Genomic DNA, 20,345 nt, shown 5'->3' with positions numbered 1-20,345 from the left:
CCATCCTTTCTCTACGTTTATAACTGATCGCCTTCGATCGTGCGCGCCTGACGTTTTCGGGCCGCGATCTTCGGGGCTGCAGGCTTAGCGCCTGCCTGCATCAACTGTTCAACCACAATGGCAAGCTGTGCGACCGTCGGGGTCATGAACAGGCTGCGCATCGGTAACTCGACCCCGAATTCCTGACGAATTCGCGTGATCAACTGAATGCCGAGCATCGAGTGCCCCCCAAGGTCGAAGAAGCTGTCATCCACGCTCACCTGCGGCACGCCGAGCAGCACAGCACAGAGGCCCGCCAACTTTTCTTCGGTCTGCGTGCGCGGTGCGAGGTACGGGCGGTTGCTGGCTAGATGTTCCGCTTCACTCGGGGCAGGCAATGCGCGCAGATCAACTTTTCCATTTGGCGTCAACGGGATCGACTCGAGTTTGACCCACGCATTCGGGATCATGTAAGCAGGCAGTTGGTCTTCCAAATACGCCCTCAGCTCTGCTGCGTTCGGCTGAGTCTGTCCAACGGTCGGCACCAGATAGGCGACGAGCATTTTGTTGCCCGACTCGTCTGCAAGCACCGTCGCCAACGCGCTCTGAACGGACGGATGTTTTGTAAGCACAGCCTCGATTTCACCTGGCTCGATGCGGAAACCGCGAAGTTTTACCTGTTGGTCGGCCCGTCCGGCAAATTCGAGTGTGCCGTCTGCAAGCCAGCGCACCAAGTCCCCCGTTTTGTAGAGCTTGGCACCGTCCCGGAACGGATGCGGCACAAACGCCTGTTCAGTCAAATCTGGTCTGTTCAAGTAGCCTTGTGCCAGACCTGCACCGCCGATGTACAACTCACCGACCACGCCAAGCGGCACCGGACGCAGATGGCGGTCGAGCACATAGATGTCCGTATGCCCGATCGGACGGCCGATCGGCACGGAGGCTTGGCCCGCTTCTTCAGGAGTGCGCATGACATGGCAACAAGCGAACGTCGTCGTCTCCGTCGGGCCATATCCGTTGACCAGACGGCCCTTGCTGTTTGCCAACACCTGTTTGACATGGCGCAAGGACAGTGCATCCCCTCCTGCCAACAGCTGTCTGACCCCTTGCAAAGCTTCCGGCTGATGCTCGACCATCTGGTGGAACAATCCTGCGGTCAGCCAAAGCGTCGTGATTCGTTCTTGTTGTAAAAATTGTCCCAGTTCGTGCAGCGATGCCTGCTGTGGCGGATAGATCACCAACTGCGCACCGCTAAGCAACGCGCCCCAAATCTCGAACGTCGCCGCGTCAAAGGCGATGGGAGCAAACTGGAGAAACACTTCTTCAGGCGAAAATTCGACATACTCGTTGTTCTTGACCAGTCGCACCACACCGCGATGCGGTGTCAACACGCCTTTGGGCAGTCCCGTCGAACCGGATGTGTACATCACATAGGCGAGCGCCTCCTCGGTGAGGTCGAGCACCAACTGTTCAGCGCTCTCCTCAGCCGAAGCTGCCAATGCCTGGTCGATAAACAGCACTTCCGCTCGGTGCGCAGGCAAGCTTTGGGTCAGCTGTGCCTGGGTCAAGAGCAGGCGCGCGCCCGTGTCTTCCAGCATGAAGGACAACCGTTCAGCCGGGTAGGTGACGTCAAGCGGCACATAGGCACCGCCCGCTTTGAGGATCGAAAGCATGCCGACGATCATCTCCACCGAACGCTCTGCACAGAGTGCGACCAAGTCACCTGGCTGCACGCCCCGCTTTTGCAGATGGCGAGCCAATCGATTGGCCGATTCATCCAGTTCTGCATACGTAAGCTTTTGCTCCCCGAACTTGATCGCCGTCCGTTCCGGTGCGGCCTGCACCTGTGCTTCGAACGCCGCTTGAATCGTGGCATACGGCAATGCCGCTTGTGCGTCCGCATGAGCCAAGCTGAGCAGAGTGACTTCTTCTGCCACAGTGATCAGCGGTAAGCGGGAAACGCTTTGCTCCTTGTGCGCCACGATACTTTGCAGCAACGTTTGGAAATGCAAGGACATCCGTTTGATCGTCGCTACCTCGAACAGGTCGGTCGCGTATTCGAACGAACCGCTCAGTACACCATCCACTTCCTGCAAGGTCAAAGTCAGTTCAAACTTCGCCGTACCGTTGTCCACCTCAAGCGGGGTCAACGTCAGATCGGGAAGCGTTGCTCCCGTCAAAGGCGCGTTGAACACGAACATCGCTTGGAACAGCGGTGAGCGACTCAGATCGCGCTCCGGCTGCAATTCCTCGACCAGCTTTTCAAATGGGAGGTCCTGATGAGCGAACGCGCCGAGCGCCGTCTCACGCACCTGTTGCAGCAGTTCCACAAAGCTTAGCTCATCGGCAAAACGTGTACGCATGACCAGCGTGTTGACGAAAAAGCCGATCAGCGGTTCCAACTCTTGTCGATTGCGGCCTGCAACCGGTGTTCCGACGGTGATGTCCTCCTGTCTACTGTAGCGGTGGAGCATCGTCTGGAACGCCGCCAGCATCGTCATGTATAACGTGACGTCTTGCTCTTGGCTCAACGCTTGCAGAGCGAGCGTCAACTCCTTGGGCAACACGAACAGCTCCTTGGCTCCCACATGGGCCGGAACGGTCGGGCGCGGTCGATCGAGCGGCAGGTTCAGCGGCTGAAGTTCGCCGCCGAGAACTTCTTTCCAGTACGCCAGTTGCTGGTCCAACACATCCCCTTGCAAAAATTGTCGTTGCCAAACGGCGTAATCTGCATATTGCACAGGCAACTGCACCAGCGGAGACGCTTGCCCGCTTGCAAACGCGCTGTACAGCGCTTGGAACTCCTGTACCAGCACCCCGGTTGACCAGCCGTCTGAGACGATGTGATGGAAGTTGAGCAGCAACACAAACTCCAACTCGTTCAATTGCAGCAGACGGAATCGCAACAGCGGACCGACTGTTAAATCAAAGCCGCTTTCCGCTTCCTCCTTGATCACGCGCAACACTTCCGCATCGCGTACAGCAGGTTCCAAGCCTTGCAGGTCCAGCAGGTTCAACTCCTGCCAGATCGGCTCGGCGATCACCTGAATCGGCTGACCATCCTGCTCGTTAAATGTGGTGCGCAACGCTTCATGACGGGTGATGATCTCATTGATCGTCCGCTCGAGCGCCGCCGTGTTGACATGACCCTGCAAGCGCAACGCCATCGGGATGTTATACGCGGCACTGCCTGGTAGCACGCGATCGATCACCCACAAGCGCTGTTGGGCAAAGGAAAGCGGCAACGGCTCTTCGCGCGATGCTTTGGTGATCTCAGGGAGCGTGCTTTTCCCTTCCGCCGTGCCTTGCAGTTCACCGATGCGCGCCGCCAGATCGGCCACCGCTGGTGCCTCGAACAGCGTCCGCAGCGGAATGCTGATCCCGAACGCTTCGTTCAAGCGCGCGACGACTTGTGCCGCCAAGAGTGAGTGGCCACCCAGTTCAAAGAAGTGGTCATCAGCGCCGACACGCTCCGCCTTTAAGATGTCACGATAGACGGCCGCCACCGTCCGTTCGCTCTCCGTGCGCGGCTCTACATAAGCGGCGCGATCGATCCGATCCAGTTCCGGCTTCGGTAGCGCTTTGCGATCCGCCTTGCCGTTCGCTGTGAGCGGCATATGATCCAACAGCACAAAGGCGGACGGCACCATGTATTCGGGCAGTTTGTCCTTCAGATAGCGGCGCAGTTCGCCGCTCTCCGGCAGGTTGCGCTCGTTTGGCACCACGTACGCGACCAGACGCTTTTCACCCGGCACATCTTCGCGCGCCATGACGACGGTGTGTTGTACCGACCGATGCGCGGCCAGCACCACTTCGATTTCCCCCGGCTCCACGCGCACGCCGCGAATCTTCACTTGGTCGTCGTTGCGGCCGAGGAACTGCACCGAGCCGTCGGCGCGGAAGTACGCACGGTCTCCCGCTTTGTACATTCTCGTTCCCGGCTCAAACGGATTGTCGAGGAACGCTTGCTCCGTCAAATCGGGGCGGTTCCAATACCCTCTCGCCAAGCCGACGCCGCCATAGTAGATCTCCCCGATCACACCGATCGGCACAGGCTGACGCTTAGAATCCAAGATGTAGAGCGTGTTGTTGTCGAACGGCTTGCCGATCGACACGATCTCGCCATGCAGGTCTTGCTCGTTGCACACGTGTACGGTGGAGTCGATCGACACCTCCGTCGCGCCGCACAGGTTGTACAGCTTGCGTCCCGGCAGGCGTTCTTGAAACAACTGCCACAAGTCGGGACGCAGCGCTTCCCCGCTCGACACCACGCTGCGTAGCGCGGACAGTCGCCGTTCATCCTCCGGTGTGATCGCTTCGAGGAACAGGCGCAACACGCTCGGCACGAACTGGATCAGCACCGCTTCGTGCGCCACCGCCGCTTCCAAGATCGCGCTCGGATCGCGGTGCATCCCTGGTTCGAGCAGCGCGATCCGTCCGCCGACCATCAAGGGCCAGAAGAACTCGACCGCCGCATCGTCGAACGTCAGCGTCGTTTTTTGCAAGACGCTCTCGCCCGCCTGCATCCCGTGGGCTTTTTGATTCCAGATCATTCGGTTGACCCAGCCCCGGTGTTCGCTGGCCACCCCTTTTGGCTTGCCCGTCGATCCGGACGTGTAGTAGATCGAGACGAGGTGGTGCGGCTTTACGTCCGTCTGCGGTCTCGTCGTCGGATGGGCCGCGATGGCTGCCCGCTCCGTATCGAGATACACAAAGCGTGCGCTCTCCACAGGCAAATTTGCTTGCAGATGGGACTGCGCCAGACAGACGGACGCTTGCGCCTCTTCCAACAGCTGTTCAATGCGATCGGACGGCGCTTCTGTATCGACAGGCACGAATGCACCGCCTGCTTTCAACACACCAAGCAAGGCGACGACCAAGTCCAGCGAACGCTCGACGCAGACGCCGACCGGAACGTCCGGCCCAACTCCAAGCGCTTGCAGGTGGTGCGCCAATTGGTTCGCCTGCGCTTCCAGTTCACCGTAAGTAAGTTCCTGTTCGCCAAAGACGGCAGCGATGCGAGCGGGCGTTTGCTCCGCTTGCGCTTCGAACAGCTGATGCAAGCAGATGTCCTGCGGGAAATCGACCTTGGTGTCGTTCCATTCCACCAACAGTTGACTGCGCTCTGCATTCGTCAGCATCGGCAGTTCTCCGATCGACTGCTCCGCTCCCTCTGCGATCGCTTCCAGCAATGTCAGCAAGTGCGATGTCATGCGCTGAATCGTCGATGTTTCAAACAGGTCCGTATTGTATTCGAACGAGCCGCTGATCACACTGCCCCGTTCTTCGAGCGTCAGGGTCAGGTCAAATTTGGCGATCGTCGCTGCGATTTCAACGGGCGATACGGTGACGCCCGCCAGCTCCTGATCTGGCATCGGCGTGTTTTGCAACACGAACATCACTTGGAACAGCGGGGACAGGCTCATGTCACGCTCCGGCTGCAACTCTTCAACCAAACTGTCAAACGGCACATCCTGATGGGCAAACGCTCCCAACGCCATTTCGCGGACTCGCGCCAGCAGGTCTGTGAAGGAGGGGTTGCCAGACAGGTCGGTACGCATGACCAGCGTGTTGACAAAAAATCCGATCATCGCTTCCATCTCGCGCTTGCTCCGTCCGGCAACAGGTGTGCCGACCACGATGTCTTCCTGCCCGCTGTAGCGGTATAACAAAGTCTGGAAGGCGGCGAGCAAAGTCATGAACAGCGTGACATTTTGCTTCCGAGAGAGATCCTTCAGTTTCGCGGTCAGTCGCTCCGACATGGAGAACGTAGCGGTTGCGCCACGGTGGGACTGACGGGACGGGCGTGGATGATCGGTCGGCAGTTGCAACACCGGAAGTTCCCCGCCCAGTTGCTGTTTCCAGTAGCTCAACTGTTCGTCAAGCACGCCGGACGCCAGCCACTCTTTCTGCCAGACCGCATAGTCGGCATACTGCATCGGCAATTCGGCAAACGGAGACGTCTCACCCGTGGCAAACGCCTTGTACAGCGCAGACACTTCCCGCACCATCACGCCGGACGACCAGCCGTCCGAAACGATGTGGTGAATGTTGAAGACCAGCACATGTTCCTGCTCATCGGTACGAAGCAGTCGGAAGCGGACCAACGGACCTTGCTGAAGGTCGAAGAGATGGCGCTCCTCCTCCTGTACGATGAGCGCCACCCCCGCTTCCCGCGTCTCTGGCAATTGATCACGAAGATCGAGCTGAGGCAGATCATAAGGCGCCGCTTCTCGAATCAGTTGCATCGGCCTGCCGTCCAGCACTGCAATCGTGGTGCGCAGCGCTTCATGACGGGAGATCAGCTCAGACAAAGACCGTTCCAGAGCAGTGACGTCAAGATCGCCTCGCAAGCGGATCGCAAACGGGATGTTATAGGCGTGACGCTCCTCCAAAAGCGAATCGAGCAACCACAGCCGCTGTTGAGCAAAGGAAAGCGGCAACGGCTCTTCGCGCGATGCTCTGGTGATCGCAGGAAGCGTGCTTTTCCCTTCTGCCGTGCCTTGCAGTTCACCGATGCGCGCCGCCAGATCGGCCACCGCTGGCGCTTCGAACAGCGTCCGCAGCGGAATGCTGATCCCGAACGCTTCGTTCAAGCGCGTGATGACTTGCGCCGCCAACAGCGAGTGGCCACCCAGTTCAAAGAAGTGGTCATCAGCGCCGACACGCTCCGCCTTTAAGATGTCACGATAGACGGCCGCCACCGTCCGTTCGCTCTCCGTGCGCGGCTCTACATAAGCGGCGCGATCGATCCGATCCAGTTCCGGCTTCGGTAGCGCTTTGCGATCCACTTTGCCGTTCGCTGTGAGCGGCATATGATCCAACAGCACAAAGGCGGACGGCACCATGTATTCGGGCAGTTTGTCCTTCAGATAGCGGCGCAGTTCGCCGCTCTCCGGCAGGTTGCGCTCGTCTGGCACCACGTACGCGACCAGACGCTTTTCACCCGGCACATCTTCGCGCGCCATGACGACGGTGTGTTGCACCGACCGATGTGCGGCCAGCACCACTTCGATTTCCCCCGGTTCCACACGAACGCCGCGAATCTTCACTTGGTCGTCGTTGCGCCCGAGGAACTGCACCGAGCCATCGGCGCGGAAGTACGCACGGTCTCCCGTTTTGTACATTCTCGTTCCCGGCTCAAACGGATTGTCGAGGAACGCCCGCTCCGTCAAATCGGGGCGGTTCCAATACCCTCTCGCCAAGCCGACACCGCCGTAGTAGATCTCCCCGATCACACCGATCGGCACAGGCTGACGCTTAGTATCCAAGATGTAGAGCGTGTTGTTGTCGAACGGCTTGCCGATCGACACGATCTCGCCGTGCAGGTCTTGCTCGTTGCACAAGTGTACAGTGGAGTCGATCGACACCTCTGTCGAGCCGCACAGGTTGTACAGCTTACGTCCCGGCAGACGTTCTTGAAACAACTGCCACAAGTCGGGACGCAACGCTTCCCCGCTCGACACCACGCTGCGCAGCGCGGACAGCCGCTGTTCATCCTCCGGTGTGATCGCTTCAAGGAACAGGCGCAACACGCTCGGCACGAACTGGATCAGCACTGCTTCGTGCGCCACCGCCGCTTCCAAGATCGCGCTCGGATCGCGGTGCATCCCCGGTTCGAGCAGCGCGATCCGTCCGCCGACCATCAAGGGCCAGAAGAACTCGACCGCCGCATCGTCGAACGTCAGCGTCGTCTTTTGCAACACGCTCTCGCCCACCTGCATTCCGTGCGCTTTTTGATTCCAGATCATTCGGTTGACCCAGCCCCGGTGTTCGCTGGCCACCCCTTTTGGCTTACCTGTCGATCCGGACGTGTAGTAGATCGAGACGAGATGGTGTGGCTTTACGTCCGTCTGCGGTCTCGTCGTAGGATGGGCTGCGATGGCTGTCCGCTCCGTATCGAGGTACACAAAGCGTGCGCTCTCCACAGGCAAATTTGCTTGCAGATGGGACTGCGCCAGACAGACGGACGCTTGCGCCTCGTCCAACAGCTGTTCAATGCGATCGGACGGAGCTTCCGTATCGACAGGCACGAAGGCACCGCCCGCTTTCAGCACGCCAAGCAAGGCGACGACCAAGTCCAGCGAGCGCTCGACGCAGACGCCGACCGGAACGTCAGGCCCAACGCCAAGCGCTTGCAGGTGGTGAGCCAATTGGTTCGCCTGCTCCTCCAGTTCACCGTAGGTCAGTTCCTGCTCGCCAAAGACGGCGGCGATACGGGTAGGCGTTCGCTCCGCTTGCGCTTCGAACAGCTGATGCAAGCAGATGTCCTGCGGGAAATCGACCTTGGTGTCGTTCCATTCCACCAGCAGTTGCTTACTCTCTTCTGCAGTCAACAGGTTCAACTCGCCAACTGGATGATCGGGCGCAGATGTGACAGCTATCAGCAGTTGGCCAAAATGACCGATCATTCGTTCCACTGTAGACCGCTCAAACAGATCGGCGTTAAATTCCAACTGTCCTTCCAGCCCGCTCTCCCGCTCTTGCAGATTGACCGTCATGTCGAACATGGAGGCCCCGCTGTCAATGCGCAGCGGCTCAAACGACAATTCAGCCACTTCCAGCTTGGAGATCGGCGCATTTTGCAGATCGAACATCACCTGAAACAGCGGCGAGTGGCTCAAGCTGCGCTCCGGTTGCAGTTCATCGACCAGCCGCTCAAACGGCACGTCCTGATGGGCCAACGCATCGAGCGTCACATCGCGCACGCGGCTGAGCAGTTCGCGGAAGCTCGGGGCACCCGACAAGTCGCTGCGCAGCACGACGGTGTTGACAAAAAATCCGATCAGATCTTCGACTTCCCGCACCTTGCGCCCCGCCGTCGCAGATCCGATCAGAATGTCTTCCTGACCGGAATATCGGCTGAGCAGGACTTTAAATGCGGCCAACAGCCCCATGTACAACGTCGCTCCCGCTTCCCGGCTCAGCTCACCGATCTGCTCGGCCACCTGTGCCGAGATGGTAAACGTGATCGTCTCGCCGCGCGTGGTTTGCATCGGCGGTCGCGGATGGTCGAGCGGCAGTTGCAACACAGGCAGTTCCCCGCTGAGCTGTTCACGCCAGAAGGCCAACTGCTTGTCCAGCACGTCTTGCTCAAGCCATGCTTTTTGCCACGCCGCATACTCGGCATAGCGCACTGCAAGCTCCGGCAGCTGTGCTTCCTTCCCTCGCGCAAACGCTTCGTACAGAGCGGCAAGTTCGCGCAGGAAAATCTGGAACGACCAGCCATCCCAGATGATGTGATGGACGGTGAACAACAGTACGTGCTCCGTTTCCTGCAATTTCAGCAGTCGCAGGCGCAGCAACGGAGCCCGGGTCAGATCGAACGGCTCCTCTGCCGTCTCGCGAGACAAGCGCAGCACGGCTGCCTCAATATCGGGCATCCCTTGCAGGTCGATCAGCTCTACCTTGAGGGTGGCCTGTTCCGCGATCACTTGCCTCGGCTGTTCGTCCACGCTGATGAAGTGCGTGCGCAGCGATTCATGACGTGATGACAACTCGGCCAGTGCACGCTCCAGCACTTCCACATGCAAGCGACCCTGTAGACGCATCGCTGCCGGAATGTGGTACGCCGAACTCTCCGGCTCCAACTGATGCAAGAACCACAGTCGCTGCTGAGCATAAGACAGCTCGTAGTGCGGCTGCACAGGCAGAGAGGGGATCAGCGTTGACGCGGTGTTCTCCCCGCGCATCCGATCCAGATAGGCCGCTTGTGCTTCCAACGTCGTATGGATGAACAGGTCTTTGTACTCCGCCTCAATGCCCAAGTGATCGCGCAGGCGTGTTTGCAGTTGGATCACCGTCAGCGAGTCGCCGCCGAGTCCGAAAAAGTCGCTATGGCTGCGCAATTCGGCTGTGCCGAGCAAATCTGTCCACAGCACCGCCAACTGCTGCTCCGTGTCGGTCGCCAACAAAGCGCGCTGTAACTGTGGTTCTGTCGCCTGTGCGACTGCCGTTTCCGTTCGCGCCGCATGCAGTTCGGCCTGATGCGGCTGACGGTCGGTATGAATCCAATAGGACTCACGTTCAAACGGGTAGGTCGGCACATGGACGCGACGGCGTGAGTATTCGCGCTCCAACGCTTGGAAATCGAGGGCAAAACCGTCCGCCCACAAAGCCCCGAGCTGTGACAACAACGCCTGCCAAGCGTCTTTGCCCCGCATCAGCGTACCGACCGCGATCTGATCGGCACGACGCGCATTCGCAGTCAAGCGTTTCAAGACCGGATGCGGACCGACTTCGAGCAAGACGGCGATGTCTTGTTGCCCCGCGAGCGTTTGCAGCCCTTTTTCGAACTGTACCGTCTCACGCAGGTGGCGAACCCAGTAGTCAGCATCGAGCACTACGCCTGCCAGTATCTCTCCGCTTAAATTGGAGATGACCGGAATCTGTAGCGGCTTGCTTTCGATGCCTTGCACAAGCTTGGCAAAGGTGCTCAACATCGGTTCCATCAGCGGAGAGTGGAAGGCGTGCGAAACGGGAAGTTTTTTGAAAACAACACCGGCTCGCTCCAGCCGAGCGCACAGTGTCTCCACTTCGCCGCTGTCCCCACTGAACACGATTTCCTGTGGTCCGTTGACAGCTGCCACCGATACGGCGGAAAGGCCACTCAGCATTTCCTTGGCGATCCCAGCATCGGCACGCACCGACACCATCGAGCCACGGCTGCACAGATCGCGCATCAGACGGCCACGCGCCGCCACCAAGGTCAACGCATCGGACAGCGTCAATCCTCCCGCCAAACAAACGGCCACATATTCGCCCAAGCTGTGACCGATCAGCACGCTCGGCTTGATCGAATAGGACAGCAACAATTGGGCGAGCGCATATTCCAACGCGAACAGGGCGGGCTGGGTGATGTGCGTTTCGTTCAGTTCCGTTTCCAACTTTGGATCGAACAGATAGTCGAGCAGCCCGTGTTCCAGTTCGCCTGCCAACAGCGCCGCACACTCATCCAACGCCTGACGGAACACGTCCGAACCTGCGTACAGTTCGCGGCCCATGCCACTGTATTGCGATCCCTGCCCTGTGAACAAAAAGGCGACCTGAGCATGCGGTGTCAGCTGTGACGTTCCGCCAGCCACACCTTCCAGTCCAGCGTCCGCTCCGCCTTCCTGCACAGCAGCCAGCAGTTCTGTCAACCGTTCACGGTTAGGCGCACTAAGCGCGAGACGGTGTGGGAACACCGGACCGTTTTGCAACGTATAGGCGAGATCATGAAGCGCCTGACCAGGTTCGCGCTCGAGATGCTTCTGCAAGTTCGACGCCGCTTGCAGCAATGCTGCTTCGCTGTTCGCAGAAAGGGTAACCAGATGATGCGTTCGATCTTTCAACAGAGGTGCGCTCCTTTCTGGCGCTTCTTCTAAAATCACATGCGCGTTGGTGCCGCCGATACCAAACGAAGACACCCCGGCGCGGCGCGGACGGTCGTCCGACTGCCAACGCACCGCTTCTGTGTTCACATAAAACGGTGTTTGGGCAAAATCGATCTGCGGATTTGCTTCGCTGTAGTTGAGGCTCGGCGGGATCATCCCATGCTTCAGCGACAAAGCGGTTTTGATCAATCCGGCGATGCCTGCCGCCGTGTCGAGATGGCCAATGTTCGTCTTCACCGAGCCGAGCGCACAATACTGTCGTCGCTCCGTGTCCGCTGCAAACACCTGTGTCAACGCGTTGATCTCAATCGGGTCGCCAAGCTGCGTACCCGTGCCGTGCGCTTCCAGATAGGTGATGCTATCTGCCTCCACCTGAGCGGCCGTCTGGGCCATGCGGATCACTTCCGCTTGGCCTTGAATGGAAGGAGCGGTATAGCCGATCTTCAAGTTGCCGTCATTGTTCAGCGCCGACCCTTTGATCACCGCATAGATCGCATCGCCGTCACGCTGTGCATCTTGCAATCGCTTGAGTAGCACGACGCCGCATCCGTTGCCAGGAACAGTGCCCGAAGCGTCCTTGTCAAATGCTCGCACATGCCCGTCCGCCGACAGAATGAAGTTGGGCTCATATACATATCCGGTTTTCTGCGGCACGTTGATCGAAACGCCGCCAGCCAGCGCATAGTCAGATTCTCCGGTCAGCAGGCTTTTGCAAGCCATATGCACCGCCACCAAAGAGGTCGAACAGGCGGTATCGACCGCGACGCTCTCCCCGGTCAGATTGAGCTTGTACGAGACCCGCGTTGGCAAAAAGCGCGGCTGGTTGGCCGTCGATGCCTGATAGATTTCGCTGACCGATGAGCCGTACATCTGCGGCAAATATTGAGATGGCGAGGCCCCGGCATACAAACTGACCCGGCCTGGCATCCCCTGTACGTTATAGCCTGCATTTTGCATCGCTTGATAGGCACACTCCAGAAAAATCCGATGTTGCGGGTCCAGCAAGCGCGCTTCCTGTGCCGAGAAACCAAAGAATCTTGCGTCAAACTGGTCGATGTCCTCCAAAAACGCACCGGAGCGCACCACTTTGCTCCGCACCTGCGGATCCTGGTTGAACCACGATGCTTCCCACTCTTCGTCCAAAATCTCGCGCACCGATTCCCGACCGCCGATCAGGTTGTCCCAAAACTCATAGACATCGGCCGCATCGGGCAAGCGCAGCCCGATCCCGATGATCGCGACGTCGCGCTCGTCCAGCCGCACAGCCTGCACCGATTCGACGCCTGCACGCTTTGCTTCTTGACTGCCGCCCGCCATCCGTCGTCCAATCTCCTCAGCGAGCAGATAGACGGTCGGATACTGGAATAGCTCGACGATCGGGAAGGTAATCTCTACCTCTTCGCTCAACAGGTCATGCACCTGAACCAACAGAAGAGAGTGCCCGCCGATGTCAAAAAAGTTGTCATGCAGCCCGACCTGTTCGCGCTGCAACACGCGCGCCCAGATCCCGGCTACCTGTTTTTGCAACAACGATTCCGGCTTGGCTTCGCGCTGTTCTGACACGGTCTGCACCGGATGCTTCTGCAAAGCTAGACGGTCGATCTTGCCGTTTGGCGACAATGGCATCTCCGAAAGCAATACCAGATGAGCAGGAATTAGGTGTTGTGGCAAAATACCTTGCAAAAATGTTTTGAGCATCACGGAAGAAAGCGCTGCCTGAGACGTGTAAAATGCGGCCAGTTCCACATTTCCATCTGGCCCTTTTCGCGTCACCACTGCCGCCTGTTCCACCTGTTCATGCTGGGTCAACACCTGCTCGACCTCGCCGAGCTCAATGCGGAATCCGCGCACTTTGACCTGCGAATCGACCCGGCCAAGGTACTCGATGTTGCCATCTGGCAAGACGCGTGCCAAGTCGCCAGTCTTATACATCCGATCCGAAGCGCCGCCCGCAAGATCAGGCACGAACGCTTCCGCCGTCTTCTCCGGCTTGTTGTGATAGCCGTCAGCCACCTGCACACCTGCGATGTACAGTTCGCCTTTTACATTGACCGCACAGCGCTTGCCCGCCTTGTCGAGCACGTAGAGCTTGGTGTTGGCAATCGGCTTGCCGATCAGCACGTTGCCTGCAGGCGGTCGGTCCATCACCGAGCAAGACACATCCACCGCCGCTTCCGTCGGGCCGTAGAGGTTGGCGATTCGACTCCCCTCGGGATACAGTTCAAACCATTGGGCGACAGTAGAAGCTGGCAACGCCTCCCCGCTGGTCACCACCCAGCGCAATGCGGGTAAGGCTCGCTTAGCTGAATCGATCTTGTGCAAAGCGCTGGTGAACATCGTAAGCAGCGACGGCACAAAATGGATTACCGTCACCTGCTCCGCCTGCAGATGAGCAAGCAGCGCATAGGGATCTTTGACCACTGCGGAGGGCACGATGCTCATCGTCGCCCCATGGCGGAGCGCCCAAAACAGCTCCCATACCGACACGTCAAAACAGACCGATGTGCGCTGTGCCACCACATCGCCCGGCTTGGCGTCAAACATCTCCTGATGCCACAACAGGCGGTTGACGATGGCGCGATGCGTGACGCGCACGCCTTTCGGATGGCCTGTGGAGCCTGACGTATAGATCAGATAGGCCAGATCGTCCGGCAGATTGATCAGTTCGGGTGTTGTCTCCGATTGGGCGAGCACATCCGCTTCTGTCAACAGCTGCCAAGCGCCGCGAGTGGGTTCCTGCTCTCCTGTTGCCCCCAGCACGACCAGCGCTTGTAACTCCGTGGCGCCAGACAACATTTCCTTGGCCAGTGCCGCGTGTTCCGTTTCGGTGAGCAGCGCTTTGACTCCGCTGTCTTCTGCCATATAGCGCACCCGTTCTGCCGGATACTCGGGATCGATCGGCACATAAGCGGCACCCGCTTTCACGATGCCGTACAAGCCAGCAAACAGATCGGCGCTTCTCGTCATGAACAGGCCGACTCGATCCCCTCGCCCGATCCCTTGCGCCTGCAATAGATGGGCGATCCGATTAGAACGAACGTTCAGCTCCCCATAGGTTACCAGCCGACCTTGATCGGACAATGCAATGCGTTCCGGGTGCGCCTCAGCCTGCCGCAAAAAGGGCACCAGCAGCGTTTCACTGAGGTCATACGCTCGCACCGTCTCGTTCATCTCAGCAAACACCGCTTCGTCCAACTCGGCCGCCGTGATCGGCAACTCGTCGAGCGTCACGTCGACCCCCTCTGCGATCGCTGCCAGCAGCACTTGGTAGTGCCGGGCCAGACGCTCCGCAGTCGAGGCATCAAACAGATCGACGTTGTATTCGATCGTTCCGGTCAGACCGTCCGTGTCTTCAAGCAGGTTCATCGTCAGGTCAAATTTGGCCGCGCCAAGGTCAAGTCGGATCAGCTCAAGACTCAGCTCTGCCACCTGCGTCTCAGAAACCGGGTTCTTCAGCAAATCGAACATCACTTGAAACAGCGGCGAATAGGCGGTATTGCGTTCGGTCAACAACAGATCGACCAGCGCTTCAAACGGCGTATCTTGGTGGGCGTACGCATCGAGCGCCGTGTTTTTCACCGCACTCAGCAATTCGCGAAACGTCATGCTTCCTTCCACACCGCTACGCATGACCAACGTGTTGACGAACACGCCGATCAGACTGGCCGTCTCGCTGTGGCTGCGTCCGGCGATCGGCGAGCCGACCAACAGGTCGGTCTGCCCCGTATAGCGGTAAAGCAGCGTTTTGAAGGCGGCAAGCAAGGTCATGTACAGCGTGGCACCTTCCGCTCGGCCGATCCGCTCCAACTTGGCGGTCAACTCATCAGGCAGTGCAAAGCGGTGCAAGGCGCCGCGATAGGTCTGAACGCGCGGCCGCGGTCTGTCGGTCGGCAGCTCAAGGACGGGAAGTTCACCCCCGAGCTGTTTTTTCCAATAGGCTAGCGAGCCTGTGGAAGCCTGTTCACCCTGCCCTGCGCTCTGCCAAGCGGCAAAATCGGCATATTGCACAGGTAATTCTGGCAACTTCGGTTCCTGCCCCGTAGACAGCGCTTCATAGTACAGCGCAAACTCGCGAATCAGCAGATCGAGCGACCAGCCGTCCGCTGCGATGTGGTGCACCATCAGAAACAGCACATGCTCTTGTTCGCCCATGCGCAGCAGGGTGACGCGCAACAGCGGCCCTTGCGCCAGATCGAACGAATGGCGCGCTTCCGCTTCAGCCAGTCCCTGCATATGGCCTTCACGCTCGTGTTCGGGCAGTGTGGTCAGATCGATCCAGTACCAGTGAAAGTCGGCACTTGCCGATGCGACCTGCTGAGCGGTACCGCCGTCCGTCACAATAACGGTGCGCAACGCTTCATGACGATCAACTACCTTTTGCATGCTCTGCTGCACGCGCTCCGCATCGAGTACACCGCGAAGACGCACCGCATTCAAAATGTTGTAGGCCGGGTTGCCCGGTTCCAAGCGATCCAAAAACCACAGCCGCCGCTGTGCGTATGACAGAGGGGCGGGTGCACCGTCCGGACGCTTGGGAATCAGCGTTTTCCGTTCCGCGACATCCTTTTTCCCGCGCAGGCGCTCTTCGAGCAGCCGCTGCTGTTCGGGGGACAATTGGGCCCGTTTTTTGATGCGATCCTGACCTTTTTCCATCATACTCCCTCCGTTTGTTGCAAAATCTGTTCGATCAAAAGCTCCTCCACCGTCTCCGCCACATCTGCCACCGTGCTCGCTTCAAACAGCAGGCGCAATGACAGATCGATCTCAAATACGTCGCGCAGCCAGGTGACAAATTTGGTCGCCAACAGCGAGTTGCCGCCCAGATCAAAGAAATTGTCATACACGCCTACCTGCCCGATGCCAAGTAGTTCCTGCCATTGCTCGGCAATTCGTGCCTCTGTTTCATCGCGAGGCGCCACATAGGCGGTCAAGAGCTGTGGCCGTGCATGCTGGGTCAGCGCGGCGACCGCCGCAGCTGCGGGCTCTGTATGCTCGGCTTCAAAGGTCGTCCACGTTTTCAAAGCGAGCGTCAAATCCCCATAGGAGGCCGCCAGCACCATCGACTGATCGAACGCGAGCACCCGTTTCAGACTCTCGCCGATCGATTCTAATGTTTTGGCGTCCCAATTCACGGTCAGCCAAGTCGTCTCACTTTGCTCGCTCTGCCCTTGTGCAAAGGCGTCAAGAAACTGGTGCGCCGCCGTATACAGCGCACAGCCCAAACCGCCGAGCACGGTGACAAGCGACGAGGCCAGCAGACAAAAGTCGGCTGGATGCGCTCGCAAAATCCGCTCCAGCGCATAAACGGCTTGCACTTTCGGTCCAAAATGCTTCTCCCCGTCCGCCACAGTAAGCTCCGGGATCAGGTCGATCGCCGCTTCTCCGCGCACGCCTGCCGTGTGGAAGATGCCGTGCACGGCGCCAAATCGTTTGCGGGCAGCAGTAAACGCTTCTTCCAGCGCGTCTTCATCGGTCACATCGGCTGCGATCGTCATGACGTTCGCCCCGAGCTGTTGGAGTGTCTGAACCTGACGACTCTGCTCAGGATTCGATTCACGGCGGGCGAGCAACACCAGATTGACCGGCATCTGTTGCGCCAGCCAGAGCCCGATTTTTTCGCCCAGATAACCGAATCCACCTGTGATCAAGTAGGTGCCGTTTTCGCGCAGTTTCGGCGCACACTGCACGTTTGCCAGCGTTTCATATTCCTGTACCAGTCGCTTCCCGCCGCGATAGGCGATCAGGCGCGCCGTCTCTTTTGCGGCCATTTCATCGGCTACCAGCAGGGCCGAACGGTCGGACAGCGGTGCATCGATCACGCGGCAGGTGATGTTGCGATACTCCTGCGGGATCACTTTGCAGGCACCGAGCAACGTCGCCCGCTCGGGCAGGAGTTTGTCCCGGTTGTCCACCTGCACAAGTCCGCTACCGACCACCCACAGATCGAGCGCCGAGGTGACCGCCGCACGCCCGAGTGCTTGGGCGATGTACAACAGCGAGAACAATCCGTTCTCCTGCTCGACTTCGAAGTGACCTGCCGCATCTTCTCGCCAGGCCAAGAGATGCACGATCGCATCGGGAACGCGCCCCGTCTCCTTCAACTCCATGAAAAAGGCCGCATAGTCCTCTGGGGTTTGCAAAAGCTGATCTCCCGCGCTTACGACCGTCACTGTGCTGCCCTGTTCCTCCAATCTGCGGATCAGCGCTGAGCTTCGCGCATCCGATTCTGCAAAGACCATAACAGCTTTCGGAACCGTCCCACCGCTTGGCACAGGTTGCGCCTGTTTCCAGATCGGCGTATAAAACCAGTCATCTGGACCGCGTTCTGGCAACGCTTGCCACGCAAGTTGTTCAGACACTGGGTCCACCCAGTACCGCTCGCGTTCAAACGGGTATGTGGGCAGTGCCACGCGGCGCTGTGCTTCCTCAGCGGTCACGCGCTTCCAATCGACCGCCACGCCATACAGCCAAAGCTTTCCGAGCGCGTTCAGGAAAAAGGCAAGATCGGACTGCTCCTCTTTCACGTGGCGCATGGTGGTAAGCGCCACCGCCGTTTGGCTGACACGCGTCGCATAGCCTTGCAGGGTCTTGCCAGGTCCGACTTCGAGCAGCACCAGATCACCCTCTGCCAGCAGTTCCTTAACCCCGTCTGCAAAGCGCACCGTCTCGCGCAAATGACGTGCCCAATACTGTGGATCGACCGCCTGTTCTGCTGTAATCCAAGTCCCCGTGACATTCGAAATAAAGGGAATTTGCGGACTTTTCAAGGTAAAAGAGCGGAACAAGTCAATAAATTCAGCCAAAATGCGATCGATCATCGGCGAATGGCCTGCGCGATCGAGATGCACGCGCGCACACTTCACGCCCTCCGCCTCCAACTGTCGCTCGAGCGCATCGACCGCAACCGGACACCCGGCGAGCACGCACTGCTCCGGCCCGTTCACGGCGGCCAGGCCAACTTCGTCGCTCACAAAGCGCATCGCTTCCTCTTCAGATAACGAGACGGCGAGCATTTTGCCTTCGCCCATCTTTTGAAACAGCTGTCCACGTTTGACGACGAGGCGGAGCGCTTCTTCCAACGTGAAAACGCCAGCCAGACAAGCGGCCGTATACTCGCCGACGCTGTGTCCGATCATCGCATCGGGACGAATCCCCAAGTCGATCAGTAGCATGCTGAGCGCATATTCGGTGACAAACAAAGCAAGCTGTGCCACGTCTGTCTCGTACAACGAGCGACTCGACTGTGTGAAGATCGCATCGCGCAGATCGAAGCCTGTAAGCGGGAGGAGCAGTTCACAGCAGCGATTCATCGCCTCCCGAAAAACTGCTTGCTCAGCATAAAGTTCCTGGGCCATCTGAGGATACTGACTGCCCGTTCCCGAAAACATAAACGCCGTTTTGCGCGAAGCATCCTGCCGAAACGTCCAGACCCGTTTCGGATCGCGTTCCTTCAACACGGCAATCGCGTCTTCCGTACTCTGACAGACCACCACACGTCGATGCGAGAACGCTTTTCGCCCGACTTGTAGCGTATACGCGACATCGGCGATCGACAGGTGCGGTTGTTCAACCAGATGTTCGGTCAAACGATCGGTCATACTTTCTAAAGCCGATTCCGTTTTGGCCGACAACAGCAACAGATGTTGCGAACGCACGGGCATCGTCCGCTCCACTGGCGGCGCTTCTTCCAACACCACATGTGCGTTGGTGCCGCCAAAACCGAACGAACTCACCCCTGCCCGACGCGGCGCGCTGCGCTCCGGCCACGGACGAGTCTCAGCGTCGATCCGAAACCACTCCGGCCATTGCAGCTTGGGGCTCGGGGTACGAAAATGCAACGTCCCTGGAAGCTCCTTGTAATACAGCGCGAGCACCGCTTTGATCAATCCGGTCACACCGGAAGCGGCATCGAGATGTCCAATGCTACTCTTCACCGCGCCCAGCACGAGCTGTGATCCGTCGCTACGCTCACCGAACACCTCGGCAAGCGCCGCGATCTCAATCGGGTCGCCGAGCGCCGTGCCTGTGCCATGCGTCTCCAAGAAATCGATCGTGTCCGACTCCACTCCGGCTACCGACAGCGCCTCGGTGATCACCGCCGCCTGCGCATCGACGCTCGGTGCGGAATAGCCGACCTTGCGCGAGCCGTCATTGTTGATGGCAGAGCCTTTGATCACCGCGTAGATCGTATCTCCGTCCGCTTCCGCATCTTCATAGCGCTTCAAGACGACCGCCCCGGCACCACTGCCAAACACGGTGCCGTCCGCCTCCGCGTCAAAGGGTCTGATCTTCCCATCCCGCGAGACCATCCCCCCTTCACTGTGCAGATAACCGCTTTTCTGTGGAACTGCGACGGTCACTCCTCCGGCGAGCGCCATGTCGCACTCCATGCCAAGCAAGCTTTGGCAGGCCATGTGCACAGCGACGAGCGATGTGGAGCAGGCAGTCTGGACGCTGACCGCCGCCCCAGTCAGATCGAGTTTATAAGCAACGCGCGTGGCGAGATAATCTTTGTCGCTCGCCACCATAACTGGCACTTCGCCCACCGACTCGACCAGCGCACGGTTCGGTAGCACATTGCGCAACAGGTAGCGGTTCATCCCCGCCCCTGCGTACAGCGCAATGCGTCCGTCATAATTTTGCGGATCATATCCGCTGCTTTCGAAAGCTTCCCAAGCGATTTCCAAAAAAAGACGCTGCTGCGGATCGAGAATCTCCGCTTCCCGTGGACTGTAGCCGAAAAAGGCCGCATCAAAGCGCTCCGCATCTGGTAACACCGGAGCCGCTTTGATGTAATTTGGCGCCTGCAAGAGCGTTTCTGCCACCCCCGCTTGGCGCAGTTCCTCATCGCTCAAGACGGAGATGCCTTCCACCCCTGCACACAGATTGCGCCAAAATTCATCCACATCGGCCGCTTGCGGAAAGCGGCCGGACAGCCCGACGATCGCAATATCCCCACTGCGGTCGATTCCTGCAAATTTATCCACGTCG

General features: G+C 58.9%; 2 protein-coding genes. Both read right to left on the bottom strand.

Translation table 11 applies throughout. The features are described from left to right. Positions 1–17: 17 nt before the first annotated feature. Positions 18–16,010 (bottom strand): hybrid non-ribosomal peptide synthetase/type I polyketide synthase, encoded by a 15,993-nt coding sequence (locus CIG75_RS09795; protein ID WP_094236494.1) that lies wholly within the window; start codon positions 16,008–16,010, stop codon positions 18–20. After that, positions 16,007–20,341 carry a type I polyketide synthase gene (locus CIG75_RS09790; RefSeq protein WP_172844445.1) on the bottom strand — a complete coding sequence of 1,445 codons (4,335 nt, stop codon included), beginning with the start codon at positions 20,339–20,341 and terminating at the stop codon, positions 16,007–16,009. The genes CIG75_RS09795 and CIG75_RS09790 overlap by 4 nt, the downstream gene beginning before the upstream one ends. Between the last annotated feature and the right edge of the window lie 4 nt (positions 20,342–20,345).

Source organism: Tumebacillus algifaecis, from assembly GCF_002243515.1.
In the GTDB taxonomy this organism is placed as follows: domain Bacteria; phylum Bacillota; class Bacilli; order Tumebacillales; family Tumebacillaceae; genus Tumebacillus_A; species Tumebacillus_A algifaecis.
This window is presented reverse-complemented; position numbering and strand designations above follow the sequence as displayed.